General features: G+C 61.6%; 14 protein-coding genes, 1 tRNA gene and 1 pseudogene. 7 read left to right on the forward strand and 9 right to left on the reverse strand.

What is annotated here, in order from left to right; all coding sequences use genetic code 11:
- The first annotated feature begins 88 nt into the window (after positions 1 to 88).
- A complete protein-coding gene (locus tag V6617_RS14220; RefSeq protein ID WP_338607619.1) occupies positions 89 to 703 on the forward strand; it encodes a L,D-transpeptidase in 615 nt (204 codons plus the stop codon).
- Between the two features lie 75 nt (positions 704 to 778).
- On the opposite strand, the gene V6617_RS14225 is transcribed toward V6617_RS14220, so the two are convergent.
- Entirely contained in the window at positions 779 to 991 is a 213-nt protein-coding gene (locus V6617_RS14225; protein WP_338607620.1) for a helix-turn-helix domain-containing protein, read from the reverse strand.
- A 159-nt stretch (positions 992 to 1,150) separates the two neighbouring features.
- Positions 1,151 to 1,227 (reverse strand) — tRNA-His (locus V6617_RS14230).
- Positions 1,228 to 1,491: 264 nt separating this feature from the next.
- Between V6617_RS14230 and V6617_RS14235 the strand changes: the two genes are divergently transcribed.
- From V6617_RS14235 to V6617_RS14250, 4 genes are all read left to right on the forward strand, one after another.
- A complete protein-coding gene (locus tag V6617_RS14235; RefSeq protein ID WP_338607621.1) occupies positions 1,492 to 3,855 on the forward strand; it encodes a PAS domain-containing sensor histidine kinase in 2,364 nt (787 codons plus the stop codon).
- 46 nt (positions 3,856 to 3,901) lie between these two features.
- Entirely contained in the window at positions 3,902 to 4,987 is a 1,086-nt protein-coding gene (locus tag V6617_RS14240; protein ID WP_338607622.1) for an ABC transporter ATP-binding protein, read from the forward strand.
- Between the two features lie 145 nt (positions 4,988 to 5,132).
- Positions 5,133 to 6,161, forward strand: coding sequence for an extracellular solute-binding protein (locus tag V6617_RS14245; RefSeq protein ID WP_338607623.1), 1,029 nt, complete (start codon positions 5,133 to 5,135; stop codon positions 6,159 to 6,161).
- Between the two features lie 38 nt (positions 6,162 to 6,199).
- Complete coding sequence (locus V6617_RS14250; RefSeq protein WP_422394787.1) at positions 6,200 to 7,867, forward strand: ABC transporter permease; 1,668 nt, start codon at positions 6,200 to 6,202, stop codon at positions 7,865 to 7,867.
- Between the two features lie 400 nt (positions 7,868 to 8,267).
- Here V6617_RS14250 and V6617_RS14255 read toward each other — a convergent pair.
- Positions 8,268 to 9,263, reverse strand: a pseudogene (locus V6617_RS14255) (ABC transporter ATP-binding protein); the annotation flags it as partial.
- A gap of 26 nt (positions 9,264 to 9,289) precedes the next feature.
- A complete protein-coding gene (locus V6617_RS14260; protein WP_338607624.1) occupies positions 9,290 to 10,972 on the reverse strand; it encodes an alpha-glucosidase in 1,683 nt (560 codons plus the stop codon).
- A gap of 285 nt (positions 10,973 to 11,257) precedes the next feature.
- Here V6617_RS14260 and V6617_RS14265 point away from each other — a divergent pair, with 285 nt between their 5' ends.
- The gene (locus V6617_RS14265) at positions 11,258 to 12,346 is read left to right on the forward strand and encodes a LacI family DNA-binding transcriptional regulator (protein WP_338607625.1); all 1,089 of its coding nucleotides are present in this window, start codon (positions 11,258 to 11,260) and stop codon (positions 12,344 to 12,346) included.
- A 49-nt stretch (positions 12,347 to 12,395) separates the two neighbouring features.
- Here the strand turns inward: V6617_RS14265 and V6617_RS14270 are convergent, their stop codons facing one another.
- The 4 genes from V6617_RS14270 to V6617_RS14285 all read right to left on the reverse strand — a co-directional run bounded on the left by V6617_RS14270 (position 12,396) and on the right by V6617_RS14285 (position 16,594).
- Entirely contained in the window at positions 12,396 to 13,541 is a 1,146-nt protein-coding gene (locus tag V6617_RS14270; RefSeq protein WP_422394836.1) for a carbohydrate ABC transporter permease, read from the reverse strand.
- 53 nt (positions 13,542 to 13,594) lie between these two features.
- Positions 13,595 to 14,602, reverse strand: a complete 1,008-nt coding sequence (locus V6617_RS14275) for a sugar ABC transporter permease (RefSeq protein ID WP_338607627.1) — start codon at positions 14,600 to 14,602, stop codon at positions 13,595 to 13,597.
- Positions 14,603 to 14,681: 79 nt separating this feature from the next.
- On the reverse strand, positions 14,682 to 15,989 hold the full coding sequence (locus V6617_RS14280; RefSeq protein WP_338607628.1) for an ABC transporter substrate-binding protein: 1,308 nt from the start codon (positions 15,987 to 15,989) through the stop codon (positions 14,682 to 14,684).
- A 212-nt stretch (positions 15,990 to 16,201) separates the two neighbouring features.
- The gene (locus V6617_RS14285) at positions 16,202 to 16,594 is read right to left on the reverse strand and encodes a helix-turn-helix domain-containing protein (protein ID WP_338607629.1); all 393 of its coding nucleotides are present in this window, start codon (positions 16,592 to 16,594) and stop codon (positions 16,202 to 16,204) included.
- Between the two features lie 91 nt (positions 16,595 to 16,685).
- Between V6617_RS14285 and V6617_RS14290 the strand changes: the two genes are divergently transcribed.
- Positions 16,686 to 18,962, forward strand: coding sequence for an LLM class flavin-dependent oxidoreductase (locus tag V6617_RS14290; protein WP_338607630.1), 2,277 nt, complete (start codon positions 16,686 to 16,688; stop codon positions 18,960 to 18,962).
- Positions 18,963 to 18,965: 3 nt separating this feature from the next.
- On the opposite strand, the gene V6617_RS14295 is transcribed toward V6617_RS14290, so the two are convergent.
- Positions 18,966 to 20,297: a GH1 family beta-glucosidase gene (locus tag V6617_RS14295; protein WP_338607631.1), complete on the reverse strand. Its 1,332-nt coding sequence runs from the start codon at positions 20,295 to 20,297 to the stop codon at positions 18,966 to 18,968.
- Between the last annotated feature and the right edge of the window lie 84 nt (positions 20,298 to 20,381).

A 20,381-nucleotide genomic window follows, 5' to 3' on the forward strand; every position in this document is an offset into this window, starting at 1 on the left:
GAGCAAGATTTAACCATCCCATTTGACTCAATCTTTGCCGGATGCGGGCAGGATCGGCTTTCCTTTTGAAGCCCGAGACGAGATGCAGATGATCCGTATCGCCCCTGCCCTTTTGATCCTCCTGATTCTGGCCGCGCCCGCGCAGGCTGCATCCGGCTATCGCGGCTATCTCAATGCCATGTTCGGCCCGCCGCCGGGCATGGTGCTGACACCCGACGAGCCCCAGACCATGCTCGAATATCAGACGGAGTATGTCAGCCACCCCATGTGGCTGCGCCAGGTGGTCAGCTACCGGACCAACGAAGCGCCGGGCACGCTGATTGTCGATACGCGCCGGCACTTCCTGTTTCTCGTGCTGGAAAACGGGCACGCCATGCGCTACGGCATCGGAGTGGCGCGGATGGGGTTCGAGTGGAGCGGAACCCATCGGGTGAGCGCCAAGCGCGAATGGCCGAGCTGGACACCGCCGGCCGAAATGCACGCCCGCCAGCCGGGCCTGCCCAAATTCATGCCCGGAGGGCCGAACAATCCGATGGGGGCGCGGGCGCTCTATCTGGGGTCGACCCTCTATCGCATCCACGGCACGAACGAGCCGTGGAGCATCGGGCGGTCGGTCTCTTCGGGGTGTATCCGGATGACCAATGAAGATGTGATCGATCTTTACGGGCGGGTGCCCGTCGGGGCCAAGGTCATCGTGGTGTAGGCGCCGGCAACCTGTGAGCCGCCGGGCCAAGAGCGTGATGGTTATAAATCCGAAGCGATTGCCACGCTTTCGGTTTTACGCCGCATGGGGAATATTGAACCCCTTATCGGCATAGTCCTTGAGCTTGTTGCGAACCGTACGGATCGAGAGCCCGAGGATCTGGGCGGCGCGGGTGCGATTACCATTGGTCTGTCGCAGGGTGGCGAGAATCAGCGTTCTCTCCACTTCGGCAACCGGCAAACCCACCATAGCCTCCGCCAGTTCGGCGTTTGGAGCAAAGTCGTACACTGCACGTCCTTTCTGAGCCCCCATACGCTTTGTCTAACGCCTCTAAGGGTCATCCCTTATGGTTAACAAAGCCCTAACAGCGGAGCTTACGAGAACGGCTTTTGCCTAACCCATGATAGGCATGGCGCGTTACGGTGCCATCCTGGTGCAAAAAGGGGGTGGTACCGTCGCCCCGAATTGAACGGGGGACCTCTAGATCCACAATCTAGCGCTCTAACCAACTGAGCTACGACGGCATGGTGACGCGGACACTTTGACGCTATGGCAGCGTCGTCCCGAAACGGGGCGGAACATAGGTCGAGATGACGGCAAAGACAAGGGCGGTTTTGGCAAGACCTGCAGGTTTTTTCGTGTCGGGCGCGGCGCGGTGCCTTAACCATTTCCAACCTTTGAAGGGTCAAGAATGGCGCTAGACATGGACCGGGCCGCGGAGTCCCTATATTTAAGGTTTCGTCAACCATCGGCCCGGACCGGGTCGAGGACGGACATACGGACATGACATGACGCTCGACTGGACAAGCGCAGAACAGGCCCAAACCGTAACGCGGCTCGAGGACGATCCGCGCCCGGCATGGCTATGGCCGGTCGACGGGACGCAGCCGGTCTGGACCAACCGGGCGGCCGGGCTGTTTGGCGCCAGGACCAAGGGCGGGGAAATCAAGACCCAGGAGCCGGCCGTACCCATCAAGGGCCAGATCGCACGGATCGTGCGGCTGGGACTGACGGGGCGGCCGACGCTGTCACGGATGCAGTTTCTGGCCGGCCGCAAGCCGCTTTCGGCGACCTGCCATTGCACACCGCTGCGTTTGGGCGACGACGGGCTGTATCTGCTGGTGGTCGGGGTCGATCCGATCAGCGATGACGTGCTGGCGGCGGCCGGGCAGCAGCCGGATGAGATTGCACCCGCCGAGCCCGAAGCCCTGCCGGTGGCCAATGAGCAGACCGAGGATGGGCCGGAGGAAGACGATAGCGAGAGCGAAGGGTTGGCGGTGCTTGTCGACAGACTGGCCGGACACGAGCACCTTTTCGAGCCTCTCGATGCCGACGACGATGCGCCGTTCGCCGGCGCTGTCCCGAGCCGCGATTTTGCCGACATCGCCTTTGACGAAAACGTCGAAGCGGTTTCGGGCGAAGGTCAATCCGATTGGGGCATGGACGATCTGGCCAATGAGGAAGAGGCGTTCACCGCCGACGGCAATGACGACGAAGCTCCGGTGCGCGCGGGATTGTGGCAGGTCACCGGGCGGGGGCTGACCGTTTCGCGCATCAGCTACGATGAAAGCGAGCCCGATTTGCCTGCCGCAGACGCGGCAAACCAGGCTGACGAGGATCACGCGGCCCCCGACGCCGGCGAGCAAACGACGCGGTACAATTTCGAAGAGCTTTCGCGCATTCTGACCGACCGGATCAATCGCGAGGACCCGCCCGAGCCGGCGTCTGCCCCCCTGCCCCGGACGCCGGAGCGAACGGGGGGCGAGCTGGTAGCGCTGAGCGAAGAAGCGCTGGTGCTCAACCGGCTGCCGATCGGCATTCTGATCTTTCGCGACCAGGATATTCTGTTTGCCAACCGTGCACTGGTCGACCTGACGGGCTATGAGAACGCAACGACCCTGCGTGGATTGGGGCTTTCGGCGATTTTCCCAACCGTTGATGGTGGTGAGCCGGCGGGGCCGGTCAGCCATTTGCTGCGCCGGGATGGCGAGAAAATCGCGGTCAATGCCCGGCTTAACGCCATCACCTGGCAGGGTCGGCCCGGCTTCATGCTTTCGGCCAGGGCCAACGACATCGAGCCGCTGCGCGAAGCGGAAGTCGGCCAGTTTGCAGCGCTTTGGGCCAAGGTCGCCAATTTCGATTTCGTCACGGCGGACCGGACCGGGCTCATCGCCAGCTTCACGAATGGCCGGGACGACAGTTCGGCCGCCGAAATCGGAACGCCGATCACCAATCTGATCGCCCAGAGCGATCATTCCGCGTTGCGGCAGTTTCTGAGCCTGCCGGCGCGCTATGCGGGCGGCGTGCGGCCCGCGATTTCGCTCAAGGGAAAGCGGGCCGGACACACGCTGACGCTTTTCGCCGAGGGACGCGCCGGCATCGTTTCGGGCTATTTCGGCCTGCTTGGTCCCGCCGATACCCAGGCCGTCGCGCCGGGTCCGCGGGCGGGGCTGCCGACCGCCACGCTGAGCCGGATCACGCGCGGGCTGCGCCGTCCGCTCAACACCATTGCGGGGTTTTCCGAGTTGATCGTATCGGAATCCTTCGGGCCATTGGCCAATGCGCGCTATCTCGAATACGCACGCGACATCCGCTCGGCGAGCGGCGAGATCGGCGATTTGGCCGATGAACTCGACGATTATGTGCGGCTCGCCGAGGGCGAGTTGGCGCTCTCTCCGGCCGATGTGGATATCGCAACGCTTCTGGCCGAGAGTCTGGTGCGGGTGCGCGCTCAGGCCGGACGGGCCCGGGTGTTGCTGCGCAGCGCGATCAGCGAACGGCTGCCCTATGTCCGGGTCGATGCCGCAACGCTCAAGCAGGCCGTGCTCAACATGCTGGCCAGCGCGATCAGCGAAGGTGGCGAGGGATCCAAGGTCGTGCTCTCGGGACAGGTCGAGGACGATGGCTCGGTTTCCATCCATGTTCGCGACACGGCCAAGGCACCCAATGCCCTGGCCGAGCGTTTCATGGTGTTTCGTGACGGGGTGGCGGCGGATGGCAGCGAGCGCAAACCGAGCCAGTCGAGCATCGGGCTGACGCTGACCCGGTCGCTGGTGGCGGTCAATGCCTGTTCACTGAGCCTTGCGCCGGCCAGCGAGAGCGGCACGCTGATGACGCTGACCATTCCGGCTAGCCTGGTGGTGCGGGGCTGAAAGCGCCGCTTGACAAGCACCGGCATGGTCAGCCTTAACTCGTCCCATGAGCAAGTTCGAGCCGATCCTGCGGATTGAAAACGTGTCGCGCCATTTCGGCAGCGTGGCGGCTCTCGATGGCGTTTCCTTCGAGATCGCGCCGGGTGAGATCGTGTGCCTGGTCGGCCATTCGGGATGTGGGAAATCGACCCTGTTGCGGACAATTTCAGGGGTCGAGCAGATCGACGGCGGGTCTGTGATGCTGGCCGGCACGGTCGTCAGCGGCGCAGAGGGGTTCGTTGAGCCAGAGGACCGCAACATCGGCTTCATGTTTCAGGACTATGCGCTGTTTCCCCATCTGACAGCACGCCAGAATATCGGCTTCGGGCTCCGGGGCATGAGCCGCAAGGACGCAGCGACCCGTGTTGGCGACGTCATTGCACGGCTCGAAATCGAGGCGCTGGCCGAGCGCTATCCCCACATGCTTTCGGGCGGCGAGCAACAGCGCGTCGCACTGGCCCGCGCCCTGGCACCTCAGCCGCGTATCCTATTGATGGACGAGCCTTTTTCCAATCTCGACCGAGGCCTGCGCGACACGATCCGGCGCGAAACCGTGGCGCTGCTGCGCCAGTTGGGAACGACGGCGATCGTGGTGACGCATGATCCGGAAGAAGCTCTGGCGATCGGGGACAAGGTCGTCCTGATGCACAAGGGCAAGGTGATCGAAAGCGGGACCGGCGACGCCATTTACAGCTTTCCCCAGACCGCTTATGCGGCTGCGTTTTTTTCGCAGGTCAACCGCATTCCGGCCCGGCGCTCGGGCGACTGGCTGGACAGTGCGCTTGGCCGGTTTCCGGCGCCGTGCGGGAGTTCCGGGCCGGTACAGCTTTTCATTCGCCCCCAGGCGCTGACCCTGAACGAGGGCGGAACCACGGCAACGGTGAAGGCGCGGGTACTGCTTGGCGAGATCGAGGAGTTGACGCTCGATGTTGCCGGCCTCGACGATCCACTGGTCATGCGCACCAGCGCCCGGCGGGGGGTTGAAGTCGGCCAACGGGTGAGCGTAGGTGTCGCCCCCAACGACGTGCTGGTGTTTGCAGCGGACGAGGCGGCGCGGTCCACCCTGCCGCACGGCCCGGTGGCCGCAGAATAAATTCCGTTACGGATCAACTGTTTAGAATGGCTCTAAACTGGGTTTGAAATTTCTTGACTCATACTATCACCTATGGGGTAGTGCCGTTCTGGGCGCGCTTTGGCCTTCGGCGCCCTTGATGCAACAACACCAAGGGAATACCCAAATGACACGACTTTTGAAGACGTTTTCGGCCGCCAGTCTTCTGGCGCTGGGCGCAGCCGTGCCTGCCCTGGCCCAAGAGGTCAATATCTACACCACCCGCGAGCCGGGCTTGATCCAGCCGATCCTTGATGCGTTTACCGCTGAGACCGGAATTGCCGTCAACACCGTCTTTTTGCAGGACGGGCTGATCGAGCGTGTTTCGGCAGAGGGCGAGAGCTCCCCCGCCGACATCCTGATGACTGTCGATTTCGGGGCACTGATCGATCTGGTCGATACCGGCCTGACCCAGCCGGTGGATTCGGACGTGCTCGAAGCCGCCGTTCCCGAGGCGCTCCGCGACCCCGAGGGCAACTGGTTCGCCTTGTCGGGCCGCGCGCGCGTGCTCTATGCCGCCAAGGATCTCGATCTCGACAGCTTCACCTATGAGCAGCTCGACGATGAAGAATGGCGCGGGCGGCTGTGCATCCGGTCGGGCCAGCATCCCTACAACACGGCAATGTTTGCGGCCTATATGGCCAAATATGGCGAAGAGGAAACCCGGACCTGGCTCGAGGGCATCAAGGCCAATCAGGCTCGCGTTGCCGCTGGTGGTGACCGCGACGGCGCGCGCGACATTGCCGCGGGCATTTGCGACATCGCCATCGGCAACTCCTATTACGTCGGGCTGATGACTTCGGGGGCCGGCGGTGAAGAGCAGCAGGCATGGTCCGAGGAAATCAAGGTCATCCTGCCGACTTTCGAGAATGGCGGTACGCTGGTCAATATATCGGGCGCCGGGCTGGCCGCACATGCGCCCAACCATGACGAGGCCGTGCAATTGCTCGAGTATCTGGTCTCTGACGAGGCGCAGAAGCTCTATGCTGAAGCCAATTTCGAATATCCGGTTTCCGCATCGGCAGAGGTGCATCCGATCATCGCCGCTTTCGGCGAGCTCGAAGCTGACGAGCTCTCGCTGACCGAAGTGCTGCCGTTCCGCACGCGGGCCAGCGAACTTGTCGACGAAGTCAACTTCGACACGTTCGAAAACTAGGAAACGCGCGGCGGGGATGACCCGCCGCGCCATCCTCGATGGCAGATTTGACTCGGAGCCGGCCCGCAGCGCGGCACCACATCAGACTTTCGCTCTGGGCCGCGATGGCATTTGCCGCCGCGGCTCTCGCGCTGTTGCCGGTGGCAACGATCGGCGTGACGGCGATTGCCGATACGGGCACGCTGTGGTCGCATGTCCTCGCCAATATCCTGCCGCAGGCGGCCTGGAACACCGCCATTTTGCTGCTCGGTACCGGGATCATTGCGACCTGTGTGGGAACGGGGGCGGCGTGGCTGGTTTCGGCCTATGATTTCCGCGGGCGGGGCGTGCTCGAGTGGGCGTTGCTGCTGCCGCTGGCCGTGCCGACCTATATCATGGCCTATGCCTATCTCGATGTCTTGAGCCCGCTTGGGCCCATTCAAGGCGCCCTCCGCTGGGTGCTGGGCTATTCGAGCCCGCGCGAATTCCGGCTTCCCGATATTCGCGCCATGTGGGGAGCAATCGGTGTTTTCGGATTTGTGCTCTACCCTTACGTGTATCTGACCACGCGGGCGATGTTTCTGACGCAGGCGGCCAATCTGGTGGAAATTTCCCGGACACTGGGGGTGACCCGCAGCGGCGTATTCTGGCGGGTCGGGCTGCCCCTTGCGCGTCCGGCGATTGCCGTTGGCGTATCGCTGGCGCTCATGGAAGCGCTTAACGATGTGGGGGCGGCACAGTTTCTGGGCATCCGCACGCTGACGGCATCGGTCTATACCACCTGGATCGTGCGCACGGATCTGGCCGGGGCCGCGCAGATCGCCATTGCCATGCTGGTGGTGGTGATCGCGCTGATCGTTTTCGAGCGCTGGGCACGGCGCAACCAGCGTTTCGCCGCCAGCGCGCAAAGGGCACGGCCCATGCCGCCGCGCCGGCTGAACGGGGTCAAGGGATTGGGTGCCTTTGCCCTGGGGTTTCTGCCCATTCTTATCGGATTTGCGGGGCCGGCGATCTATCTGGTTGTAGCGGCGATCAGGCGGATCGAATTTGCCGGCATTTCTCCAGCGCTGGTGCGGGCGACACTCAACACGATTTCGGTTTCGGCCATCGCCACTGCCGTGGTGCTGGTGCTTGGCTTTACCATTGCCTATGCGGCGCGGATCGAGCCGGGGCGGAAAACCTCGATTGCAGCGCGGATTGCGACACTGGGCTATGCCGTGCCCGGAACGGTGCTGGCCATCGGCATCCTGATCCCTGTTGCTGCGTTCGACCGTACGCTGGACGGGCTGATGCGCAACTGGTTCGGGGTTTCGAGTGGCCTGTTGCTGCTCGGCTCGGGGGCGGCGCTCATCTATGCCTATACGGCGCGGTTTCTGGCGATTTCGGCGGGCGGAATCGAGGCCGGGCTGAGCCGCATCCCGGCATCGTATGATCATGCATCACGCACGCTGGGACAGGGCGCCACGGGGACCTTGTTTCGGGTTCACCTGCCACTGTCGCGGACGGCGCTGACCGCGGCGGGCCTTCTGGTTTTCGTCGATTGCATGAAGGAATTGCCGGCAACACTTTTGCTGCGGCCCCTCAATTTCGAGAGCCTTGCGACGCTGCTTTATGGCGAGGCGGCACGCGGAACCTATGAAGACGCGGCGCTGGCGGCGCTGATCATCGTGGTTATCGGGATTTTGCCGGTGGTGCTTCTGGCGCGAATGGGCCGGACCGATCGGTAGGATCGGCCCGGCCCCGGAGCCTTATCGCACTCCAGCAATTTCAACCTAGAGCCGTGGACTTGATTCAATCGAAGCCCCGGCTCTAATCCCTTGTTTTGTCGCGTGTCCGAACCGCAAAACCGTTTCCACTTTTGCTGGACACGCTCTACACCTTCGGTTTGGCCGGGGCCTTGCGGACAGGAGCCTTTTTGGCCGCGGCGGTCTTGACCGCACCAGCCTTGGGGGTGGCTGTCTTTGCTTTTGCGGCGGGCTTGCGCGCCGGCTTGGCGGGCATGGCGACCGCGCCGGCGCCGCCGACAACGCCCTCATCGGGCGTGCCCTGGGTCGTCGGGTTTGCCGGCTTTGCCGATTTGGCGGCGGGAGTGGCTCTGGCCGGTGCGCTGGCACCGGTCGTCATCGGTTTTCCTGCCTTATCGAACAGGTGATAGAGATCGCCCTTTGGGGCAAAGCTGATCTGGGCGCCGGACTTGTAGGGCGTCTTGCCTTCCTGGCGGATGATGATCGCGTCTTCCTCACCAATATCGACATAGATGAAGCTGTCCGAGCCAAGGTCTTCGGAGTAGATGACCTTACCCGACCAAACACCCTTGCCGGCGGGCACGATTTCCATGTGCTCGGGACGCACGCCAACAGTGGTTGCCTTGTAGGACTCGGCATTCTTGCCGGTCAGGAAATTCATCTTCGGCGAGCCGATGAAGCCCGCGACGAAAAGCGATTGGGGATGATCGTAGAGCTCCATGGGGGTGCCCACCTGCATCACCACGCCATCCTTGAGCACCACGATGCGGTCGGCGAGCGTCATGGCCTCGACCTGGTCGTGAGTGACGTAAACCATGGTGGTGCCGGGCAGCGATTCCTTGAGCTTGGCGATTTCCATACGGGTCGCAACGCGCAGGGCGGCGTCGAGGTTGGAAAGCGGTTCGTCGAACAGGAAGACCTGCGGATTGCGAACGATGGCGCGGCCGATGGCGACGCGTTGACGCTGACCACCGGAAAGCGCCTTGGGGAGCCGTTCGAGATAGGGGCCGAGCTGGAGCATTTCGGCAGCGGCCTCGACCTTTTTCCTGATCTCGTCTTTGGGCGTGCGTGTCAGCTTGAGCGAATAGGCCATGTTGTCGAACACTGTCATATGCGGATAAAGCGCATAGGACTGGAAGACCATGGCGATGCCGCGCTTGGAGGGCGCTACGTCGTTGACGACGCGGCCACCGATTTCAAGCTGACCGGCCGAAATCGTCTCGAGCCCCGATATGGTGCGCAGCAGCGTTGACTTGCCGCAGCCCGAGGGGCCGACAAAAACGATGAACTCACCCGACTTGATGTCGAGATTGATATCCTTGAGCACTTCGACATTGCCGTAGCGCTTGTAGAGATTGGTAATCTGCAGGTCAGACATCGTTACTCCCCTGGACTGTTTTGTCCTTAATTCATACGCCCAATATAGGCCCCGAACGGACCGAAACTCAACCGATTGGCTTCCAGCTGGGCATCGGCGCCGGGCGCGCCCGCATCTTCGAGGACCAGGCCGTCCGGCACATCGACGATGATGGGCTCAGGGGCCATGTTGAAGGCGCAGAACAGTTTATCTTCGCCCACCGTGCGCGTGAATGCCAGGACCGTTTCCGGCACACCTTCGACCAGCTCGAGATCACCCTTGATCAGGACCGGATGCTCGCGCCGGAAGCGCAAAATGGCGCGGTAAAGCGAGAGGATCGAATTGGCAACATTGTCCTGCTGATCGACAGCGTAAGGCAGATGCTGGGCCGGTACGGGCAACCATGTGCGATTGGCCGTAGAGAACCCGCCATTGCGGACATGGGACTGCCAGACCATCGGTGTGCGGCAGCCGTCGCGGCCCTTGAACTCGGGCCAGAATTCGATGCCGTAGGGATCGACAAGGTCGTCATAGGCGATCTCGGCCTCGGTCAGACCGAGCTCTTCGCCCTGGTAAAGGCAGACCGAACCGCGCATGGTCATAAGCAGCAGCGCGGTCTGACGGGTCAGACGATCCTCGAACCCGTGCGGCGCCCAGCGGCTGACGTGACGGACGACGTCATGGTTGGAAAAGGCAAGGCATATCCAGCCATCCGGGGCCTTTTCCTGCGTCAGGCGCAGCGCGTCGCGGAAATGAGGGGCGGTGTATTCGCCGCCGAGATAATCGAACGTGTAGCACATGTGCAGCTTGTCATTGCCCGAAGTGTACTGGGCCATGATCTCGAGCTGATGCTGGGCATCGCCGATTTCGCCGACGGCGGTTGTGCCGGGATACTCGTTGAGCAGTGCGCGCATGCGCTGAAGGAAGGCAATGTTTTCAGGACGGCTCTTGTCGTAGAGGTGTTCCTGAAGATTGTAGGGATTGACCGCGGGCGCAGTCGAGGCGTTGAACTCTTCGGGCCTGACCGGGGGATTGTTTTCAAGTCCCTGGGAATGGAAATAGAAATTGACCGTATCGAGCCGGAAGCCATCGACGCCGCGTTCGAGCCAGAAACGCATTTCACCCAGCAGGGCGTCCTGAACTGCGAGGTTGTGGAAGTTCAGATCGGGCTGGGAGACAAGGAAATTGTGCAGGTAGTACTGCATGCGCCGCCCGTCCCAGTGCCAGGCCGAGCCGCCAAAGATCGAGAGCCAGTTGTTGGGCGGGCTGCCATCGGGCTTGGGATCGGCCCAGACGTACCAGTCGGCCCTTTCATTGGTGCGAGACAGGCGGCTTTCGGCAAACCAGGGATGGCGGTCCGAGGAGTGCGAAATCACCTGGTCGATGATGACTTTGAGGCCCAGCGAGTGGGCCTTTTCAAGCAGCCGGTCGAAATCTTCGAGCGATCCGAAGGTGGGGTCGATATCGCGATAGTTCGAGACGTCGTAGCCGAAATCCTTCATGGGCGAGGTGAATACCGGGGAGAGCCAGATCGCATCGACCCCCAGATCGGCGACGTATTCGAGGCGCGAGGTGATGCCCACCAGATCGCCAACGCCGTCGGTGTTGTTGTCCTGGAACGATCGCGGATAGATCTGATAGATCACCGCACCGCGCCACCAGTCGCTGGCGGCAGACGAGGTGTCTTCGGGATGCACGAACTGGCGTGACTCGGTCGCAAAATAACTCATGGCCGAGCGAACTCCCCCTAAGCGTGTACGCGGCAGGGTTGCTCCCTTGCCCGCAAATATAAAACCCTGATTTGTCGGCGCCCTCGGGCACCCGCCAAACGCCTTTATTGCTTGTATCCAAAACGTTTTGGCTTAGAATCCTTACGCTGACGGTCCGACTGGCGTCAACCGGGACTTGCATTGTCTCGCGCAATATTGTGCAAGAGGCAACAAGGCCGATGCCCACCGAGAAACAAAGGGATCGGCAGTGGTGAGGCGTGCGGGTGGAGGAGCCCTGAACAGACGATGACCACAGGCCCGGACCGGTCGCGCAAGCAGACCGGGGCGCAGAACCGAAACGTCACGATCAAGGATCTGGCGGCCGAACTCGACGTTTCGATCACCACCATATCGCGGGCGCTCAACGGCTATGCCGATGTGGGCGAAAAGACCCGCAAGAAGGTGATCGATGCGGCGCGCCGGCTTGGCTATACGCCCAACCGCAATGCGCAACGCCTCGTGACACGGCGCAGCCATTCGATCGCCTGGGTTCAGGCCGATGACGACAACAAGTTCGTCGATCCCCATTTTGTCGAGGTGATGGCCGGGGTTTTGCGCGAGGCGCGGATCGACCACTACGATATCGTGATGACCAGCGAGACGCCCGAGCGGCAATTGGCGACCTATGAGCGCTATGTGCGTGATGGGAGCGTCGACGGATTCATCGTCGACCTGCCCCGCCCCAACGATCCGCGCATCAATTTTCTGCTCGAGGCCGAGGTGCCGTTCGTGGTGCATGGGCGCGAAGAGCGGCAGGACCGGTATGGCTGGGTGGACGTCGATAATTACGGCAATTTCTATAATCTCACCAAGCTGATCCTGGCCAATGGGCACAGGCGCATCGCCTTCATCAACGGTGATGAGCGCTTCCTTTATGCGACGACGCGACGGCAGGCAGTGTATGATGCACTGCGCGATCTCGGCCATGCGCCTGAGACCGTGATGTATCTCGAAGGCACGCACCCGATGGTGGAAGCTGGATTTCAGCTCACCGAACTGGCGCTGACCGACCCCTCGATCACGGCATTTCTCTATTCGTCGATCCTTCTGGCAACCGAGGGGCTGACGGCGGTATCACGGGCCGGGCGCGTGCCGGGGGAGGATGTCATGATCGCCTCGATGAATGACGAGTTGCAATATCTCAATCTCGCGCCGGTCGATGGTCAAATCACCTATGTACGTTCATCCCTGCGGGCCGCGGGCCGGGCGCTGGTGGCCGAAGTGATCCGGCAATGCGAACGCAAGAAGACAAGCGGCATATTGATTCCGTCCCTATTCGATCTGGGGGATGGGGTTTCGGGCGAAGCCATCGCCGGCAGCGTGCATTTTGCATAAAAAAAGGGCCGCCCTTTCGAGCGACCCTTCGTAACGATCGAATGTACCCTCAACCGCCCTTGACCGAACCGGCAAGAAGGCCGCGCACGAAGTAGCGTTGTAGCGAGAAGAACACGATCAACGGAACGATGATCGAGATGAACGCGCCGGCGGTCAGGATTTCCCAATTATCGCCACGCGATCCGAGCAGGGCCCGCAACTGTCCGGTGAGCACCAGTTCGTCCGAACTTTGTCCAAGAAAGACGATGGCGACCAGAAGATCGTTCCAGACCCAGAGGAACTGAAAGATCGCAAACGATGCCAGGGCCGGAAACGAGAGCGGGAGAACCATGGTCGCGAAAATCTGGAAGTGCGAAGCACCATCCATACGCGCGCTTTCCATGATCTCGCGCGGCAGGCCCGCCATATAGTTGCGCAGCAGGTAGATGGCGAGCGGCAGACCGAAGGCGGTGTGGGCGAGCCATATCCCCAGATAGGTTTTCGAGTTGCCGCCGAACGTCGTTGCGATGCCGTTATACATCCGTAACAGCGGAATAAGCGACATCTGCAATGGCACAACGAGCAAACCGACCATCAGCGCAACCAGCAGCGTTCGGCCCGGAAACCGCATCCACGCCAGCGCATAGGCGGCAAAAGCGGCGATGAGGATGGGGATGATGGTGGCTGGCACGGTTACGGTGAACGAGTTGACGAAGGCCCGCCCGATACCCGCCGAGGTCAGCACTTCGGTGTAGTTTTCCAGCGTGAACCGGGGCGGGACCGCCGAGGTGTAGAACAGCCTTACCCGGTCATGCTCGAAGGCGGTCGGCGAGGTCCAGACGTAGGAGCCGTCTTCGGAGACGATGATTTCGCCGCCAACGCGCATTTGGGCCGGTGACCCCACAGAAAACTCGGTCGGGTTGTTGATCGAGGTGCCGAAGCTGACGATGGTTTCGTTGGAGCCTTCGGCCAGAACATTGCCGCGGATGACGTATTGTCCACCCTCCTCGACCTGATCCTCGGCGGTGCCGAGAACGCCGGCACTGCTGCGCTCGACAGTGGTCAGCGAGGTCCACCAGCCGGAAACGGCGAGTTGATCCTTATCCCGGACCGAGGAAATCAACAGACCGAACGTGGGCACAGTCCAGATCACGACAAGGAGCAACAGGGCAAGATGAGCCACTGCGCGTCCCGGTGTAACGCGGACCTTGCTCAGCCAGTTGCTCCTGGCCCCAGCGCTTGTCGTCTGCACGTCTGCAATCGTAGCCATCAGTGCGTCCCCTGCTCAGAACTGGCCTGGCGGATGTTCCAGATCATCACCGGCAGAACCGCAATCATGATGACCAGTGCAACGACCGATCCGTGGCCGAAATGGTTGGCGCGGAACATCTGGTCGTACATGAGGTTGGCCAGAACCTGGGTGTCCCACTGCCCGCCGGTCATGGCGAGCACGATGTCGAAAATCTTGAGCACGACGATGGTGATGGTGGTCCAGACCACGAGGATTGTGGGCAGGATCTGCGGGATCATGATATCGAAAAATATCCTGATATCGCTCGCGCCATCGATGCGTGCAGCCTCGATTGTTTCCTCGGGGATGCCGCGAAGCGCCGCCGAGAGGATGACCATGGCAAAGCCGGTCTGAATCCAGACCAGGATCACCATCAAAAAGAAGTTGTTCCAGAAGGGCAGCGTGATCCAGGCCTGAGGCTCACCGCCGAAGGCCATGACAGCGGCGTTGAGCAAACCGATCTGCTCACCGGTGCCGCGATAGTCGTAGATGAACTTCCAGATCACCGATGCGCCGACGAAGGATATGGCCATCGGCATGAAAACGAGTGATTTGGCGATATTGCCCCACCAGAGCCGGTCGGCAAGGACCGCTACCAGCAGGCCAAACGCGGTTGCTGCGGAAGGCACCACGATCAACCAGAGCGCATTGTTGATGAGCGACTGAACGAAAGCGGGGCTGTTGAGCGCCCAGAACCAGTTGGAAGCGCCGACAAAATTGCGCCCGCCGCCATCATAGAAGGTCAGTCTTATGGTCTCGAAAACCGGATAGACCAGATAGACCGTAAGAAAGAAAAGTGCTGGAAAAAGGAAAAGCCAGGGACGTATGCGCGTGCGCAGGGTGTCACGCCGGATCGAGGCCGCACCATCGACATTGTCCGTCGACAGGGCCTTGTCGAGAAGCCAGTTGCTTCCCCAGAAATAGATGAACGCGAAGCCAACGCCGACAACGATGGTTATGGCCGCATAGAGAACCTGATTGACCATTTGCTCCCCCACACTCTTTTTGTGAGTGTCTTGTTGGAAAACGCCGGAGCGGCAAACGCTCCGGCGTCAGTTTGTCAGATCAGAGATTGTTCCAGGCAGCTTCGATCTCGGAAGCCACCTCTTCAGCCGAGTCGCCTCCGACGAAATCGACCATGCCGGTCCAGAATGCACCGGCGCCGATGGCACCTGGCATAAGGTCCGAACCGTCGAACCGGAAGGTATCGGCGGCGAGCAGGATCTCACCCTGAGCGCGCAGGGTATCGTCGGCATAGGCTGCCAGATCGACACCGGTGTGCGGTGTCAGGAAGCCGGCGGTCGCCATCCAGATTTCGTGCGCTTCGGGATCCTTGAGAAAGTCCATGAAGGCGCGTGCACCCGGGGTGTCGTTGGTGATGGCAGCGAGCGTGCCGGCACCGAGGACCGGGTTGCCAAGATCTTTTTCGGCATAGCCGGGGAAGTAGAAGAAGTCGGCGTCCACACCGAGTTCGGTGCCTTCAGGGAAGAAGGCCGAGATGAAGGAAGCCTGGCGGTGCATGTAGCACTGGGGCGGAACCTGGAAGAGACCGGCAGGGCTATCGCGGAAGTCGGTCGTGCCAACTGCCTGAGCACCACCAGCAGCCCAGCCGTCGGACTTGACGAACGTGCCGAAAGTATCGATCGCCTCGACCACACGCGGGTCGTCGAACGCAATTTCGTGGGCAACCCACTGGTCATAGACGCTGGGCTCCTGGGTGCGGAGCATCAGATCTTCCACCCAGTCGGTGGCCGGCCAGCCGGTTGCTGCGTCCGATCCGATGCCAATGCACCAGGGCGTGCCGCCATCGGCCACGATCTGCTCGGAAAGTGCAAGCAGGTCTTCCATGGTCTCGGGCACTTCATAACCGGCATCGGCGAAGTTGTCAGGGACGTACCAGACCAGCGATTTCAGGTTCACGTTGTAGAAGAAGCCGTAAAGCTCTTCCTCACCGTTTTCGTTGGCGTAGGTGCCCAGATCGACCCAGGACTCGCCGGCAGCATAATTGTCGCGAATCCAGTCACCCGAACCTTCGGGGAGCGGCGTCAGGAAACCCTGGGACGCCATGGTGGCGGCGAGGCCGGGCTGCGGGAAGAAAGTGACCTCCGGCGCGGAACCGGCCTGGGCGTCAATCACGATCTGCTGTTCAAGGCTGTCGGAGCCGACATATTCAGCGTTCGCACCCGTGCGTTCGTTGAAGGCATCGACAACGGCCTCGAAGGACTCGATTTCAACACCACCGACCCAGGGGCCGAAAATGGTAAATTCTTCGCCGTTCAAATCAGGCAGGTCGACGGCCTGCGCGGCGGCAGGAGCCGCAAGGGCAAGGGAAAGCGCCAGAGCTGAAGCTCCAGCCAATAGGGTTTTGTGCATGTAGTCCTCCCATGGCACATGGAGACGCATATTATGGCGTCTGTCTGCCGAATACGACATTCCAAAACGTTTTGGCAACCAAAACGTTTTTGCCGCCCCTTTTAGCATTATGGGCTTTGTCGTGCGGCCCTTGGAGCGTTGCACAAAGCTTAAGGTTTGCCAAGCCGGTAACGCGGTGTTGCAGGGCGTTTGGCTGCCCCCATGCACCGGACCTATCGGCCTTGCGACCCTGCCGATCCGGCATCGTAGCTGGCCCGTGCCGCGTCGATGGTAGAAACGTTTTCCGCCGCCCAATTGCTCAGTACGGTGACCGGTGCCTGCAGCGAGCGTCCCAGATCGGTCAGTTCATATTCGACACGAGGGGGAAGCGTGGCAATGACGGTGCGGCGCACGAGGCCGTCGCGCTCGAGGCCGCGCAGGGTGCGGGTCAGCATGCGCTGGGAAATATCGTCAATGGAGCGCAGCAATTGCCCGAACCGCAGAGATCCCTCCCCCAACCGCGTCACGATCAACAGACTCCATTTGTCGCCGATACGCCCGAGAACCTGACTGACCTTGAGGCACGTTTCAGTGGGATGGGTTTCTTGCATCGTCGTTACAGTCATGTGCCTTACCTTACAGAAAAGTGCCGTCTTGCGGGCTGTTCGACTTACTCTCATATACGACAGGAACAAAAAGTAACAAGAGGAACCGGCAATGCCTGACTATGGCCACGAGCTAATGTTCGGGACATTTACGACACCATCCGCCAAGGATCCCCAGCACGCCGTTGCGATTGCCCAAGTGGCCGAAGCGGCGGGGCTGGATGCCGTGACGATCCAGGACCACCCCTATAATTCGGACTTTCTGGACACCTACACGCTGCTGACCTGGATCGCAGCCAAGACCAGCCGCATCAGGGTAGCCGCCAATGTCACCAATCTGCCGCTTCGCCCGCCAGTGGTGCTGGCCAAGGCGGCCGCAAGCATCGACCTGCTTTCGGGCGGGCGGTTTGAGATGGGGCTGGGGGCCGGCGGGTTTGGCGATGCGATCAAGGCGGCAGGCGGGCGGGATCTGACCGCCGGCCAGCGCGTCGATGCGCTCGAAGAGGCAATCGGGATCATGCGGTCGATCTGGGATACCAGCCGGGCCGGGCTCAAGCATGAGGGCGAGCACTATCAGATCAATGGTCTGCGGCGCGGACCACGTCCCGCGCACGAGATCGGGATCTGGCTGGGCGCCTACAAGCCCCGCATGCTTCGGATCACCGGAGCCAAAGCCGATGGATGGCTGCCAAGCTGGGATTATCTCAAGTCGCCCACGATGGTTGAATCGAACGCGATGATCGACGAGGCGGCGCGTGCAGCCGGACGGCAGCCTTCCGATATCAAACGGCTGCTCAATTTCGGACGTCCGGCCATTCTGTCGGCCAATGGCGGGTTCTTGCAGGGACCGGTACGCCAGTGGGTCGAGCAATTGTCCGAGTTGATCCTCGAACACGGGTTCAGCGGGTTCTTTTTCGGGGGCGACGACCCGGACCTGCTGCGGGCGATTGGCGAAGAGATCGCGCCGGAGGTCCGAAGCGTTGTGAGCAGGGCGCGGGCCGGTTCAGGTGTTGTGGCGCCGCGTCCGAGTGCGGTGCTATCCAAGCGGATGGAGGGGATCGATTATGACGGCTTGCCCCCTGCCCTTGCGGACCGCGCCATCGAACCGGGCGATTTTCGCTATGAGGGCGTGCGGCATTCCTACATCTGGTCAGGGCGGCCTGGGCTGGTGATCAAGCCGGAAACGGCCGAAGAGGTTTCGGCGGCGGTGCTTTATGCGCGCAAGCAAGACGTGCCGCTTTCGGTGCGCAGCGGCGGACATGGGATCAGCGGGCGTTCGACCAACAGAGGCGGGATCATCATCGATCTTGGGTCGATGAACGCCATTGAGGTGCTCGATGCGCAAAGCGGGCTGGTGCGGCTGGGCGCCGGTGCGCGCTGGAGTGAGGTTGCGGCAAAGCTCGGCGAGCATGGGCTGGCAATGAGTTCGGGCGATTATGGCGGCGTCGGGGTTGGCGGGCTCGCAACGGCGGGCGGGCTGGGTTATCTGGCGCGCAAGTTCGGGCTGACCATCGATCATGTGGCGGCCGCGGAGATTGTTTTGGCCGATGGGCGGATCGTGCGGGCGGACAAGGACAATGAGCCCGATTTATTGTGGGCCATTCGCGGTGCTGGCGGCAATTTCGGCATCGTTACGTCATTCGAACTTGAAGCCTATCCCCTGGGCAATGTGATCCAGGCCGTTCAGGTATTCGATGGCAGCGATATGGCGGGCGTTCTCGAGCGCTGGGGCGCGCTGGTCGAGGCATCGCCGCGCGAGTTGACCAGCTTTCTCATGGCGGTGCCCGGACGGGCCGACCAGGGGCCGCTGGCCCAGGCGATCAGCGTTTATGCAGGCGAGGATGCCGATGCGGCGGCCGAGGCGATCAATGCTTTGGGCGAAGCCGGGCCGATTCTCGATCAGCGGGCATATCTCACGCCCTATGCCGGCGTTGTGGCCCATCCGGGCGGTGAGCATCGCGGGGGGAGCGCTGTGATCAGGTCGGGGCTGGTTGACCACATCACGCCCGAAGTCGCGGCGCGGGCGAACGGGCTGCTGGCCGCGGGGGCGGCCAATCTGTTGCAGATCAGATCGGTGGGCGGAGCCGTCAACGATGTTGCGGCTGACGCCATGGCCTATCCGCACCGGACGCAGAATTTTTCGCTGACTGCCGCCGGCAGTCGCGGGCGGGCGGAACTGCTCGATGGGCAATGGGGCGACCTTCGGCCACTGCTCAAGGGCATGTATCTCAATTTCGAGACCGACACACATCCAGACAGGCTGGTCGAGGCGTTTCCCGAGCCCACATTGTCACGATTGCGAGCGCTGAAACGGCGCTACGACCCCGACAATGTGTTCAATCTGAACTTTGCAATTGAACCCCAGGAGAGCATTCGCGCCGCCTCATGAGGGTCAGGCGACGCGCGAGCGATTGGCTCCCGTGAGAAGAGACTGGAAGGCACGGTAGGACGATTTGGGCGTGCGTTTCTGGGTCTTGTAGTCGACGTGAACCAGCCCGAAGCGCTTGTCATAACCTTCGGCCCATTCGTAATTGTCGAGCAGGGACCAGCCGAAATAGCCCCGCACGTCAGCGCCGCGTCTTTGCGCGGCGAGGACGGCGCCCAGATGGCCGTCGTAATAAGCGATGCGACGCGGATCGTCGGTGCCCTCGATCTCGGCCATGCCGTTTTCAGTCACATAAAGCGGGATGTCGGTATAATCGGCAGCGATGCGGGTGAGGATTTCCTCGAGGCCCTCGGGGAAGATTTCCCAGCCGATGGCCGTCTTTTCGAGGGGGCCATCAACCTTGCGCAGCGGAAAGGCGCCGCGTTCGGGAGCGTGCTCGTAAAGGCCGCGGGTGTAGTAATTGACGCCGAACCAATCGAGAGGCGTTGAAACCACCGCCATATCGTCGGCGAAATCATCGGGCATGTGGGGCGCGAAATGAGCGAGGACGTCGGCGGGGTATTTGCCCTTGAACAATCCGTCGAGATACCAGCGGTTGAAGATGCCGTCCCAAAGGCGCGCGGCGCCCATATCCTCGGGCTTGCCGGTGGCGCCCTGGGCGACTTCGAAATTGCAAACGATACCGAGGTTCTTGCCGCCTTCGGCGCGCATGGCGTTGATGGCCATGCCGTGGGCCAGGAGCACATGATGAGAGGCACGGGCCGCGGCGCGGATGTCGCGATAGCCCGGTGCGTGGGCGCCGAGCATGTGGGACAGGAAGGCGACGCACCATGGCTCGTTGATGGTGGCCGTTGTTTCGAGCCGGTCGCCGAAATTTTTCTGGATCAACACGGCGTATTCGGCGAACCAGTTGGCGATATCGCGATTGAGCCAGCCGCCCCTGTCCTGCAGGGCACTGGGCAGATCCCAATGGTAGAGCGTTGCGAAGGGTTTAAGGCCCCGCTCGAGCATGCCGTCAATGAGCCGGTCGTAAAAATCGATACCCTTTTGATTGACCGCGCCTATGCCCTCGGGGATCAGGCGGGGCCAGGCGAAGGAAAAGCGATAAGCGTCGAACCCGCCATTGGCCAGCAGGTCGAGGTCTTCGGGCCAGCGATTGTAATGATCGCAGGCGATCTTGCCGGTTTCGCTGTTGTGAACATTGCCGGGCGTGGCTGAAAACGTATCCCAGATGGAAGACCCGCGGCCATCGGTCTGGCCGCCCTCGATCTGATAGGCGGCCGTGGCCGCGCCAAACAGGAAATTCTCGCCGAAATCGGCGCGTTTATGGCTGAACATTGTCGGCTCTCCGCCCAGAGTGCGATTTTTGTAATCGGTTACATTATGGTTATCAGCGTTTTTCGCCCTTGTCATCATCGAGAA

Origin of the sequence: Pelagibacterium nitratireducens (assembly GCF_037044555.1) — a bacterium.
Taxonomy (GTDB): domain Bacteria; phylum Pseudomonadota; class Alphaproteobacteria; order Rhizobiales; family Devosiaceae; genus Pelagibacterium; species Pelagibacterium nitratireducens.